Source organism: Burkholderia sp. AU15512, from assembly GCF_002223325.1.
In the GTDB taxonomy this organism is placed as follows: domain Bacteria; phylum Pseudomonadota; class Gammaproteobacteria; order Burkholderiales; family Burkholderiaceae; genus Burkholderia.
In genome coordinates this window covers 208,330-220,588 of the sequence record NZ_NKEX01000002.1, presented here as the reverse complement: position 1 = coordinate 220,588, position 12,259 = coordinate 208,330, and the positions used below count along the sequence as shown (strand labels likewise).

Here is a 12,259-nt window from a genome sequence, read left to right as displayed (position 1 = left end):
ACACTGCATCGTTGCGACTGCGGGGCTCAACTTCCAGGCCAGCTGCGCGCTCCAGACTCCAGCACACCGCCAACCCTGCTTCCCTTCTCCCGCGCCGCGTTTCCGTTAGCGCGAAAGAGGCGTGATTCTAAGCACCCGCCCCCGTCTACGCAAGCCCCTTTGTGAAAATATTTTGAAAAAGCCCCCGTGCGCTGACGCGCACGGGGGCTTGGGGCTCGGCAAGCCCGGCAATCACGCCGACAACCGATACCCACCAGTCGCCGGCCAACTACCCAAGTAGCCCGATCAGCGGTGCTTGAACACCGGCTTCCGTTTCTCGACGAATGCCGCCATCCCTTCCTTCTGGTCTTCGGTCGCGAACAGCGAATGAAACAGCCGACGCTCGAAGTGGACGCCTTCGGCCAGCGTCGTCTCGTACGCACGGTTCACCGACTCCTTGACCATCATGACCGCCGGCAGCGAAAACTCGGCGATCGTCGCCGCGGCGGCAAGCGCCTCGTCGAGCAGCGTGTCGGCCGGCAGCACGCGAGACACGAGCCCCGCGCGCTCCGCTTCGGCAGCATCCATGAAACGGGCAGTCAGGCACATATCCATCGCCTTCGCCTTCGACACCGCGCGCGGCAGACGCTGCGTGCCGCCCGCACCCGGCATGACACCCAGCTTGATTTCCGGCTGGCCGAACTTGGCCGTGTCCGCTGCAAAAATGATGTCGCACATCATGGCCAGCTCACAACCACCGCCCAGCGCAAAGCCCGAAACCGCCGCAATGATCGGCTTGCGGATCTCACGGACCGTCTCCCAGTTGCGCGTGATGTAGTCGCCCCGGTAGACATCCATATAGGAGTAGGTCGCCATCATGCCGATGTCCGCGCCAGCCGCGAACGCCTTCTCGCTCCCGGTCACGACGATCGCGCCGATGCCATCGTCCGCATCGAACGCCTTCAGCGCGTCGCCCAGCTCATCCATCAGTGCATCGTTCAGCGCATTCAGCGCCTTCGGACGGTTCAGCGTAACCAGCCCGACACGCCCCCGGGTCTCCACCAGGATGTTCTCGTAAGCCATCTATTTCTCCTCGATCAATGAAATGAGAAACGCCTCGCACATGCGAATAGTTTGATGCTACCATTCTCCGACCAACCGGTCGGTTAATTAATCGATCCAACCCCTCTCAACGTCCATCAGGCTGCCGCCATGACCCATGCACTGTTCACGAAGCACGAAGACACGCTGAAACACGCACTCGCCGCCATCGAGAGCCGCGGGTACTGGAGCCCGTTCGCCGAAATGCCAAGTCCCAAAGTGTACGGGGAAAGCGCGAACGCAGATGGTGAGGCCGCGTTCAAGTCGCACCTCGACAAGACGTTCGCGCTCGACCAGCCGGCGTCCGGAGAAACGGTCGGCGCAGAGCGGTCGCCGTACGGCATTGCACTGGGCATCCGGTATCCGAAGTCGACGCCCGACGAACTGATCGCCGCCGCTGCCGCAGCACAACGCTCGTGGCGCGAAGCCGGCCCAAGCGCCTGGATCGGTGTCAGTCTCGAAATCCTCGCGCGCCTGAATCGCGCCAGCTTCGAAATCGCCTACAGCGTGATGCACACCACGGGACAGGCATTCATGATGGCGTTCCAGGCCGGCGGCCCGCACGCACAAGATCGTGCGCTCGAAGCAGTCGCCTATGCATGGGACGAACTGCGCCGCATCCCGGCCGACGCGCACTGGGAAAAACCGCAAGGCAAGAACCCGCCGCTCGCGATGCACAAGCGCTACACGATCGTCCCGCGCGGCACCGGGCTCGTGCTCGGCTGCTGCACCTTCCCGACCTGGAACGGCTATCCCGGCCTGTTCGCCGATCTCGCAACCGGCAACACCGTGATCGTCAAGCCGCATCCGGGCGCGATCCTGCCGCTCGCCATCACCGTCCGGATCGCTCGCGACGTGCTACGCGAAGCCGGTTTCGATCCGAACGTCGTCACGCTCCTCGCGACCGAACCCAACGACGGCGCACTCGTCCAGGATCTCGCGCTGCGCCCCGAGATCAAGCTGATCGACTTCACCGGCAGCACGCAAAACGGCACGTGGCTCGAACGCCATGCCCACCAGGCACAGGTCTATACAGAGAAGGCTGGCGTCAACCAGATCGTGATCGACTCGACCGACGACCTGAAGGCCGTCGCCAAGAACATCGCGTTCTCGCTAGCGCTGTACTCCGGCCAGATGTGCACGGCACCGCAGAACATCTACGTGCCGCGCGACGGCATCCGGACGGCGGACGGCCATGCGAGCTTCGACGAGGTCGCACAAGCCATCGCCGTTGCCGTGCAAAAACTCACCGGCGACCCGGCACGCTCGGTCGAACTGATCGGCGCAATCCAGAACGAAAGCGTGACCGCACGCATCGACAACGCCCGCGAGCTCGGCCGCGTGCTCGCCGATAGCCTGACCCTCCAGCACCCTGCGTTCCCCGATGCCCGCGTGCGCACGCCGCTCGTGCTGCAACTCGACGTGGCCGATCGCGAGAAATTCACGCAGGAATGGTTCGGCCCGATCTCGTTCGTGATCGCGACCGACTCGACCACGCAGTCGCTCGACCTCGCCGGGGAAATCGCGGCCGAACATGGCGCGCTGACCCTCTCCGTCTACAGCACCGACGACGCGATCGTCGACGCCGCCCACGACGCGGCGGTACGCGGTGGCGTCGCATTGTCGATCAACCTGACGGGCGGCGTGTTCGTGAACCAGTCTGCCGCGTTCTCGGATTTCCACGGCACGGGCGCGAATCCGGCAGCCAACGCGGCGTTGGCCGACCCGGCGTTCGTCGCCAACCGGTTCCGCGTAGTGCAAAGCCGCGTCCATGTTGCGCCGAAAGCAGCCCCCGTGGAAGCCGGCCAACCGGTATAACCCGAATGGCCGACGTGCAAACGCCGCCACGTTCTCTACCATGAACGAATCCGCCACCCGGCGGGTTCGTTGCTCATCGATACGCCCATGACAGACGCCTTTATCTGCGACGCGATTCGCACTCCCATCGGCCGCTACGGCGGCGCCCTGAAAGACGTCCGTGCCGACGACCTCGGTGCGGTGCCGCTCAAGGCGCTCGTCGAGCGCAACCGTGACGTCGACTGGACGGCAATCGACGATGTGATCTACGGCTGCGCGAACCAGGCCGGCGAGGACAACCGCAACGTCGCGCACATGTCGGCGCTGCTCGCGGGCCTGCCGACCGACGTGCCCGGCACGACGCTGAACCGGCTGTGCGGCTCCGGGATGGACGCGGTCGGCACCGCCGCCCGCGCGATCAAGGCCGGCGAGGCGCGTCTGATGATCGCGGGCGGCGTCGAGAGCATGACGCGTGCGCCGTTCGTGATGGGCAAGGCCCCGAGCGCGTTCGCACGCCAGGCCGACATCTTCGACACGACGATCGGCTGGCGCTTCATCAATCCCCTGATGAAACAGCTGTATGGCGTCGATTCGATGCCCGAGACGGCCGAAAACGTCGCAGTCGACTACAACATCAGCCGCGCCGACCAGGATCTGTTCGCGCTGCGCAGCCAGCAGAAGGCCGCGCGTGCGCAGCAGGACGGGACGCTCGCTGGCGAAATCGTCGCGGTCACGATTCCGCAGAAGAAAGGCGATCCGGTGGTCGTCTCGCGCGACGAGCATCCGCGCGAGACTTCGCTCGAAGCGCTCGCGAAGCTGAAGGGCGTCGTGCGCCCGGACGGCTCGGTGACGGCCGGCAACGCCTCGGGTGTCAACGACGGTGCGTGCGCGCTGCTGCTCGCCAATGCGCAGGCAGCCGACCAGTACGGCCTGCGCCGCCGCGCACGCGTTATCGGCATGGCGACAGCCGGCGTCGCGCCGCGCGTGATGGGCATCGGCCCCGGGCCGGCCACGCAAAAACTGCTGCATCAGCTCGGCATGACCATCGATCAGTTCGACGTGATCGAGCTGAACGAGGCGTTCGCGTCGCAAGGTCTCGCGGTGCTGCGCATGCTCGGCGTCGCCGACGACGATCCGCGCGTGAACCCGAACGGCGGTGCGATCGCGCTGGGACATCCGCTCGGCGCATCGGGCGCCCGGCTCGTGACCACGGCGCTCCACCAACTCGAGCGTACGGGCGGCCGCTTTGCGCTCTGTACGATGTGCATCGGCGTCGGCCAGGGCATCGCACTCGCGATCGAACGCGTGTAACCGACGCACCGCACGCCTATAACGAAGTCATGAAGGAGACACCGCATGTCCTATCAGGCGATTCAGCTGGAAATCGATCAGGCCTCGAACGTAGCCACGATTACCCTCAACCGCCCCGACAAGCTGAACAGCTTTACGCGGGCGATGCATCGCGAGTTGCAGTCGGCACTCGATGATGTCGAGGCGGCCGGCGCGCGCGCGCTGATCCTGACGGGTGCGGGGCGCGGCTTCTGCGCGGGCCAGGACCTGGCTGATCTCGACTTCACGCCGGGCGCGTCCACCGATCTCGGCGCGCTGATCGACGAGCACTTCAATCCCCTGATCCGCCGCCTGCAGCGTCTGCCGATTCCGGTGATCGCCGCCGTCAACGGCACGGCGGCCGGCGCCGGTGCGAACCTCGCGCTCGCCTGCGATCTCGTGTTCGCCGCCCGCTCGAGCAGTTTCATCCAGGCCTTCGTCAAGATCGGTCTCGTGCCCGATTCGGGCGGCACGTGGTTCCTGCCGCAACGCGTCGGCATGGCACGCGCGCTGGGGCTCGCGCTGACCGGCGACAAGCTCGGCGCCGAACAGGCCGAGCAATGGGGCTTGATCTGGCGCGCGGTCGACGACGACGCGCTCGCTGCGTCAGCCCGTCAGCTCGCCACCCAGCTCGCGCAGCAGCCGACGCTCGCGATCGCATCGATCAAGCAATCGATGCGTGCCAGTGTCACGAACACGCTCGACCAGCAACTCGACATGGAACGCGACCTGCAGCGCATGCTCGGCCAGTCGCACGACTACGCGGAAGGCGTGAAGGCATTCATCGAGAAGCGTGCGCCGCGCTTCGAGGGGCGTTGACATGACAAACGCCACTGCCACGCTGGACCCCGATGCGCTCGCCCGCGCCACCGCGCGGGCCATGTACGACGCCGACGCATGCAGCCGTGCGTTCGGGATGGAAATCGCCGAAGTACGCGCCGGCTACGCGCGCCTGCAGATGCGCGTGCGGCCCGAATTCCTGAACGGGCATCAGACCTGCCATGGCGGGATCATCTTCACGCTGGCCGATTCGACGTTCGCGTTCGCGTGCAACTCGTACAACGTGAATACCGTCGCGGCCGGCTGCTCGATCGAATTCCTGCGCCCCGTGCACGGCGATGACGTGCTGACGGCCGAGGCGATCGAACAGGCGCGCGCCGGCCGCCAAGGCATCTACGACATCCGTGTCACGAACCAGACCGGCGAAACCGTCGCGATGTTTCGCGGCAAATCCGCCCAGATCAAGGGCACGGTCATCCCGGAAGACCGCTGACGTCGACGGCTCGCACATAACAAACACTGGAGACATGCATGACTACCCCGCTACCGCTCGAGCCGATCGAGACCGCCTCACGCGACGAGCTGACCGCGCTGCAGCTCGAGCGCCTCAAGTGGTCGCTCCGGCATGCGTATGACCACTCTCCCGTCTATCGTCGCAAGTTCGACGACGCGGGCGTCCATCCGGACGACCTGAAGACGCTCGCCGACCTGTCGCGCTTCCCGTTCACGACGAAGAGCGACCTGCGCGACAGTTACCCGTTCGGGATGTTCGCGGTGCCGCAGGACCAGATCTCGCGCATTCATGCGTCGTCGGGCACGACCGGCAAGCCGACGGTCGTCGGCTATACGGCCGGCGACATCGACACATGGGCGAATCTCGTCGCGCGCTCGATCCGCGCCGCCGGTGCGCGCCGCGGCGACAAGGTGCACGTCAGCTACGGCTATGGCTTGTTCACGGGCGGGCTTGGCGCGCACTACGGTGCCGAACGCGCAGGGCTGACCGTGATCCCGTTCGGTGGCGGCCAGACCGAGAAGCAGGTGCAGCTGATCCAGGATTTCCGACCCGACATCATCATGGTCACGCCGAGCTACATGCTGTCGATCGCCGACGAAATCGAGCGCCAGGGTCTCGATCCCGTGCAGAGTTCGCTGCGCATCGGCATCTTCGGCGCGGAACCCTGGACCAACGACATGCGCGTCGCGATCGAGCAGCGGATGGGCATCGATGCGGTCGACATTTACGGGCTGTCCGAAGTGATGGGCCCCGGCGTCGCATCCGAATGCGTCGAGACCAAGGATGGTCCGACCATCTGGGAAGACCACTTCTACCCGGAAATCATCGATCCCGAAACCGGCGAAGTGCTTCCGGACGGCGAACTCGGCGAGCTCGTGTTCACGTCGCTGACGAAGGAGGCGCTGCCGATCGTCCGCTACCGGACCCGCGACCTCACGCGGCTGTTGCCCGGCACTGCCCGCACGATGCGCCGGATGGAGAAGATCACCGGGCGCTCGGACGACATGATGATCGTGCGCGGCGTCAACGTGTTCCCGACGCAAATCGAGGAGCAGTTGCTCAAGCAGCACGCGCTCGCCCCGCACTATCAGATCGTGCTGACGAAGGAAGGCCCGCTCGACGTGATGACGCTCAATGTCGAGCCTTGCCCCGAGACAGCACCCGATACGGCGGCGATCCATGCGGCAAAACAGGCGCTCGCCTACGACATCAAGTCGCTGATCGGCGTGACGGCCGTGATCAACGTGCTGCCCGTGAACGGGATCGAGCGGTCGGTCGGCAAGGCGCGACGCGTCGTCGACAAGCGCAGGGGCTGACGAAAGTCGCTGCGCGTGAATGACGCGCGGTGAATCCGTGGCTGCAAATGAAACAGCCCGATCGGCCAACACCGATCGGGCTGTTTCATTCCGGGATGCATTTGGGCATCCGCCGACGCAACAAGCGCATCACGAAATCTGACACTGCACGTCCGCCCTCACGATCAGAGCAACGTGCCCCACGCGCACAGCCGCTTCTACGAATGCAGCGTCTGCCGCATCGGCGGTGACCCGAGGAACCCCAGCCACCCGCGCCGCGTCACATCACGAATTCGGGAACAGCAGCCACATCCGGCCGACCTGCTTCATCCGCCCAGCCTGATCGCCTGCATCGTCGCCGAGCCCCCAGAAATAGTCGGCCCGCACGCCGCCCTTGATCGCGGAGCCCGTATCCTGCGCGAACACGAGCCGGTTCATCGGCGTATTCGTCAGCGGGCGCGTCGTCTGCAGGAACACGGGCGTGCCAAGCGGGATCGACGACGGGTCGACGGCGATCGAACGCTCCGGCGTCAGCGGCACGCCCAACGCGCCGATCGGGCCGTCCGCACCGCCGTGCGGTGCATCTTCCTTGGTCGGCATGTCGCGGAAGAACACGAACCGCGGGTTCGTGTCGAGCAACGCGTCGACCCGGGTCGGGTTCGCCTTTGCCCACGCCTTGATGCCCTGCATCGTCGCCTGAGCGGGCGTCAGCTCGCCACGATCGAGCAGCCACTTGCCGATCGAGCGGTACGGCTGGTTGTTGGTGCCGCCGAAGCCGACCCGCATCACCGAACCGTCGTCGAGCAGCACGCGCCCCGAGCCCTGCACCTGCAGGAAGAACGCTTCGATCGGGTCGTCGACCCACACGAGTTCGTTGCCGTTCAGGATGCCGGCGCGTTCGAGCTGCGCGCGTGCCGGGAGCGCGGCGCCCGCGCGATAACCGGCCGGCCAGCGGTAGAGCGCGTACTGATACGGACCGCGACGCACGCGCGAACCGTGCAGCAGCGGCTCGTAATAGCCGGTCACGAGCCCGTCGAGCGTACCGTCGGTGTTCGCGAGCTGGAACGGCGTGAAATACGTTTCGAAAAACGTGCGTGCACTGCTGACGTCGAGCTCGTCGAGCCTGTCGGCGGCCGCGCACGCGCGTGCCCAGGCCGGCTGGCGCGCGAGCCGCACGCAGTTCTGCCGCAGCGCGGCGGTTGCGCCGAGCAGCGAATCGTCCTGCCAGCCCGGCACCTGCTGCCACGCGACCGGCGTGAGCCGCTTCGCGGCAACCTGGCCCGGCACGATCGCCGCGCCGGTCGGCGGTTTCAGCGACGACGTCCGCGTCGGCGCGCCACCGCACGCCGCCAGCAGCGCCGCCGCGGCTGCAGCCGCAACCCACCCGGCCACCCGGGGCCCAAACCACATACAATGTCCGTTCTTGATGGAAACCGCCATGTCAGATTTTCTCGACCAATATCCGATGCTCATCTTCGCGCTCGAAGCCTTCGTAGCGCTCGCCCTGCTGATCTTCATCGTCGTGTGGACGTCGTCGGGCAGAAAGAAGCACACCCGCAAGCCGCGCTAACACCCTGACGCACGCCGCACGCTCAATGCAGCGTGCGCGGCATGTGCAGGGCGAACTCGTCGACCGGCGCCTCGAAGCGCTCGCCGTCCTCCGCCACGCAGAAGTACGCGCCACGCATCGTGCCGACCGGTGTCGCGATCACGGCCCAGCTCGTGTACTCGAAGTGCTCGCCCGGCTGCAGCAGCGGCTGGTGCCCGACGACGCCGAGCCCCTTCACTTCCTGCACGTGGTTCTCGCTGTCCGTGATGATCCAGTGACGCGCGATCAGCTGTGCCGCGACCTGCCCGGTGTTGCGGATCGTCAGCGTGTACGCGAATGCGTATTGACGGCGATCGGGGTCGGATTGTTCCGGCAAGTAGCTGGTTTTCACCGAAACGGTGAATTGATACTGACTCATGGTGTTTCCGCTGGAAGATGACTGCCCGTGCCGGCATGGGCAACGGGGCCGCGGGCGCGCCGCATTGGTTCGGCATTCTATGCGCAATCCGGCCTCGACCGCACGGCCTGCGGCCGCGCACCGGGTCGCCGGACGGTAGAATGGCGGTTTTGCGCCGCAACGTCCCCGCTCCCCTGCCATGACCCAATTCCGCATCGCTCCCAGCATCCTGTCGGCCGATTTCGCACGGCTCGGCGAAGAAGTCCGCAACGTGGTCGCCGCCGGCGCCGACTGGATCCACTTCGACGTGATGGACAACCATTACGTGCCGAACCTGACCATCGGCCCGCTCGTATGCGAAGCGATCCGCCCGCACGTACAGGTGCCGATCGACGTGCACCTGATGGTGCGCCCGGTCGACCGGATCGTGCCCGATTTTGCGAAGGCCGGTGCCAACCTGATCAGCTTCCACCCGGAAGGCTCCGATCACATCGACCGCACGCTGTCGCTGATCCGCGACCACGGCTGCAAGGCCGGCCTCGTGTTCAACCCGGCCACGCCGCTGAACTACCTCGACCACGTGATGGATCGCCTCGACTTCGTGCTGCTGATGTCGGTCAACCCGGGCTTCGGCGGCCAGTCGTTCATTCCGGAAACGCTGAACAAGCTGCGCGAAGCACGCGCACGCATCGACGCGTACACCGAGCGCACCGGCCGCGAGATCCTGCTCGAGGTCGACGGTGGCGTGAAGACCGACAACATCGCGGAAATCGCGGCGGCCGGCGCCGACACCTTCGTCGCGGGTTCGGCGATCTTCGGCAAGCCCGACTACCGCAAGGTGATCGACGAGATGCGCGCCGCGCTCGCTACCGTCGAGCGGAGCTGACGCCGTGGCCGACTCGTCGCTCGCCGGCCATGCGCCGGCCGGGGCCGCGCCGCAAGCCGCCCCGATCCGCTTCGCCACGTCGCGCATCGACGCGGCGCTGATCGATCTCGACGGCACCATGGTCGATACGGCCGACGATTTCACGGCCGGCCTGAACGGGATGCTGGCGCAGCTCGGCGCGCCGGCCACGTCGCGCGGCGAGGTGATCGGCTACGTCGGCAAGGGCTCCGAACACCTGATCCAGAGCGTGCTGAAGCCGCGCTTCGCGGCCGACGAGGCGCACGCGCGCTTCGACGACGCGCTGGCGATCTACCAGACCGAGTACGCGAAGATCAACGGCCGCCACACACGCCTCTACCCGGACGTTGCCGAAGGCCTCGACGCGCTGCGCGCAGCCGGCATCCGGCTCGCGTGCGTGACGAACAAGCCGCATCGCTTCGCGGTCGAGCTGCTCGAGCAATACGGGCTGGCCGATTGCTTCGGCATCGTGCTCGGCGGCGACAGCGTCGCGCGCAAGAAGCCCGATCCGCTGCCGATGCTGACGGCCTGCAACGCGCTCGGCGTCGCACCGGATGCGGCAGTCGCGATCGGCGACTCGGAAAACGACGCGCTGGCAGGCCGCGCGGCCGGGATGGCGACGCTGACGGTGCCGTACGGCTACAACCATGGCAAAGCTATACAAACGATAAATTCGGATGGTATAGTCGATTCGTTGCTGGTCGCGGCTCGCGCAATCTCCGCGCACAACGCAGGCCGGCCAACTCTCTGATTATTTCTTCCATCTGCATGTTTCTGAATAAAAAACGGAGTCTGAGCAGCATCGACCGGGGAGCCTGGCCCTGGCGTCGCTGGTCGCGCTAACCTCTTCGATGAGGTACGCTGAAGCACGTCTTCAGCGCCGTTTTTTATCTCGCTGCGCATCCGCGCGCCGATCGTCGCACCACCTCGAGTTCTACCGCGTCCGAACGCTTGCGTTCCGGCTCGGCCGCAGGCTCGCGACGTTCACGCCCGGAGTGCCGGCCGGCAACAGGCACTTCTCGATCGACCGCCCTTTCGCCGACGGCAACCTGCGCAGCGTCAAGTGATCCCTGGCGCACGCGCCGCTCGTCCCGAACAGGACCGGAACATGACCGAACTCGAATTTCAATCGCTCGCGAACGAAGGCTACAACCGCATCCCGCTGATCGCGGAAGCCCTCGCCGATCTCGAAACGCCGCTGTCTCTCTACCTGAAGCTGGCCCAGCCCGAACGCTCGGGCGCCAACTCGTTCCTGCTCGAATCGGTGGTCGGCGGCGAACGCTTCGGCCGCTATTCGTTCATCGGCCTGCCGGCCCGTACGCTCGTGCGGACCCGCAACGGCGTATCGGAAGTCGTGCGCGACGGCCAGGTCGTCGAGACACATGACGGCGACCCGTTCCAGTTCATCGAATCGTTCCAGGCGCGCTTTAAGGTGGCGCAGCGCCCGGGCCTGCCGCGCTTCTGCGGCGGTCTTGCCGGCTACTTCGGCTACGACGCGGTGCGCTACATCGAGAAGAAGCTCGCGAACACCGCGCCGCGCGACGATCTCGGCCTGCCCGACATCCAGTTGCTGCTGACCGAGGAAGTCGCGGTCATCGACAACCTCGCCGGCAAGCTGTACCTGATCATCTACGCGGACCCGAGCCAGGCCGAAGCCTATACGAAGGCGAAACAGCGCCTGCGCGAACTGAAGCAGCGCCTGCGCACGACCGTGCAGCCGCCCGTTACGTCGGCGAGCGTGCGCACCGAGACGTTCCGCGAATTCAAGAAGGACGACTATCTGGCCGCCGTGCGCCAGGCGAAGGAATACATCGCGGCCGGCGAGCTGATGCAGATCCAGGTCGGCCAGCGCCTGACGAAACCGTACCGCGACAATCCGCTGTCGCTGTATCGCGCGCTGCGTTCGCTGAATCCGTCGCCGTACATGTACTACTACAACTTCGGCGATTTCCACGTGGTCGGCGCATCGCCGGAAATCCTCGTGCGCCAGGAAAAACGCGGGGAAGACCAGATCGTCACGATCCGCCCGCTCGCCGGCACGCGACCGCGCGGCAACACGCCCGAGCGTGACGCGGAACTCGCGACCGAGCTGCTCAACGATCCGAAGGAGATCGCCGAGCACGTGATGCTGATCGACCTCGCGCGCAACGACGTCGGCCGCATCGCGGAAATCGGCTCGGTGCACGTGACCGACCAGATGGTCATCGAGAAATACTCGCACGTGCAGCACATCGTCAGCTCGGTCGAAGGCAAGCTGAAGCCCGGCATGACGAACTACGACGTGCTGCGCGCGACGTTCCCGGCTGGCACGCTGTCCGGCGCGCCGAAGGTCCGTGCGATGGAACTGATCGACGAACTCGAGCCGGTCAAGCGCGGGCTGTACGGCGGCGCCGTCGGCTACCTGTCGTTCTCGGGCGAGATGGATCTCGCGATCGCGATCCGCACGGGCCTGATCCACAACGGCAACCTGTACGTGCAAGCGGCGGCCGGCGTCGTCGCGGATTCGGTGCCCGAATCCGAATGGCAAGAGACCGAAAACAAGGCGCGCGCGGTGCTGCGTGCGGCCGAACAGGTCCAGGACGGCCTCGATAGCGACTTCTGACCGGAGACTGAC

12 protein-coding genes are annotated in these 12,259 nt (G+C 66.0%); 9 read left to right on the top strand and 3 right to left on the bottom strand.

Features of this window, described 5'->3' with window-relative positions; genetic code table 11:
* Positions 1 to 285: 285 nt before the first annotated feature.
* Positions 286 to 1,062 carry an enoyl-CoA hydratase gene (locus tag CFB43_RS02505; protein ID WP_089424403.1) on the bottom strand — a complete coding sequence of 259 codons (777 nt, stop codon included), beginning with the start codon at positions 1,060 to 1,062 and terminating at the stop codon, positions 286 to 288.
* Positions 1,063 to 1,191: 129 nt separating this feature from the next.
* Between CFB43_RS02505 and paaN the strand changes: the two genes are divergently transcribed.
* The 5 genes from paaN to paaK all read left to right on the top strand — a co-directional run bounded on the left by paaN (position 1,192) and on the right by paaK (position 6,816).
* Complete coding sequence (gene paaN, locus CFB43_RS02500; protein WP_089494030.1) at positions 1,192 to 2,898, top strand: phenylacetic acid degradation protein PaaN; 1,707 nt, start codon at positions 1,192 to 1,194, stop codon at positions 2,896 to 2,898.
* Between the two features lie 87 nt (positions 2,899 to 2,985).
* A complete protein-coding gene (pcaF, locus tag CFB43_RS02495; RefSeq protein WP_089494029.1) occupies positions 2,986 to 4,188 on the top strand; it encodes a 3-oxoadipyl-CoA thiolase in 1,203 nt (400 codons plus the stop codon).
* 45 nt (positions 4,189 to 4,233) lie between these two features.
* Positions 4,234 to 5,025 carry a 2-(1,2-epoxy-1,2-dihydrophenyl)acetyl-CoA isomerase PaaG gene (gene paaG / locus CFB43_RS02490; RefSeq protein WP_089494028.1) on the top strand — a complete coding sequence of 264 codons (792 nt, stop codon included), beginning with the start codon at positions 4,234 to 4,236 and terminating at the stop codon, positions 5,023 to 5,025.
* Position 5,026: 1 nt separating this feature from the next.
* Positions 5,027 to 5,479 (top strand): hydroxyphenylacetyl-CoA thioesterase PaaI, encoded by a 453-nt coding sequence (gene paaI, locus CFB43_RS02485; RefSeq protein WP_071335534.1) that lies wholly within the window; start codon positions 5,027 to 5,029, stop codon positions 5,477 to 5,479.
* Between the two features lie 38 nt (positions 5,480 to 5,517).
* The gene (gene paaK, locus CFB43_RS02480) at positions 5,518 to 6,816 is read left to right on the top strand and encodes a phenylacetate--CoA ligase PaaK (protein WP_089494027.1); all 1,299 of its coding nucleotides are present in this window, start codon (positions 5,518 to 5,520) and stop codon (positions 6,814 to 6,816) included.
* Positions 6,817 to 7,080: 264 nt separating this feature from the next.
* Here the strand turns inward: paaK and mltA are convergent, their stop codons facing one another.
* Positions 7,081 to 8,205, bottom strand: coding sequence for a murein transglycosylase A (gene mltA, locus CFB43_RS02475; RefSeq protein ID WP_226275398.1), 1,125 nt, complete (start codon positions 8,203 to 8,205; stop codon positions 7,081 to 7,083).
* A 28-nt stretch (positions 8,206 to 8,233) separates the two neighbouring features.
* Here mltA and CFB43_RS38745 point away from each other — a divergent pair, with 28 nt between their 5' ends.
* Positions 8,234 to 8,365 (top strand): hypothetical protein, encoded by a 132-nt coding sequence (locus CFB43_RS38745; protein ID WP_256940834.1) that lies wholly within the window; start codon positions 8,234 to 8,236, stop codon positions 8,363 to 8,365.
* A gap of 22 nt (positions 8,366 to 8,387) precedes the next feature.
* On the opposite strand, the gene apaG is transcribed toward CFB43_RS38745, so the two are convergent.
* Positions 8,388 to 8,762, bottom strand: a complete 375-nt coding sequence (gene apaG / locus CFB43_RS02470; protein WP_011350820.1) for a Co2+/Mg2+ efflux protein ApaG — start codon at positions 8,760 to 8,762, stop codon at positions 8,388 to 8,390.
* Between the two features lie 178 nt (positions 8,763 to 8,940).
* Here apaG and rpe point away from each other — a divergent pair, with 178 nt between their 5' ends.
* The 3 genes from rpe to trpE all read left to right on the top strand — a co-directional run bounded on the left by rpe (position 8,941) and on the right by trpE (position 12,247).
* A complete protein-coding gene (gene rpe / locus CFB43_RS02465) occupies positions 8,941 to 9,627 on the top strand; it encodes a ribulose-phosphate 3-epimerase (RefSeq protein WP_011883156.1) in 687 nt (228 codons plus the stop codon).
* Positions 9,628 to 9,631: 4 nt separating this feature from the next.
* Positions 9,632 to 10,396, top strand: coding sequence for a phosphoglycolate phosphatase (locus tag CFB43_RS02460; protein WP_089494026.1), 765 nt, complete (start codon positions 9,632 to 9,634; stop codon positions 10,394 to 10,396).
* A 357-nt stretch (positions 10,397 to 10,753) separates the two neighbouring features.
* On the top strand, positions 10,754 to 12,247 hold the full coding sequence (trpE, locus tag CFB43_RS02455; RefSeq protein WP_039362349.1) for an anthranilate synthase component I: 1,494 nt from the start codon (positions 10,754 to 10,756) through the stop codon (positions 12,245 to 12,247).
* The last annotated feature ends 12 nt before the right edge of the window (positions 12,248 to 12,259 follow it).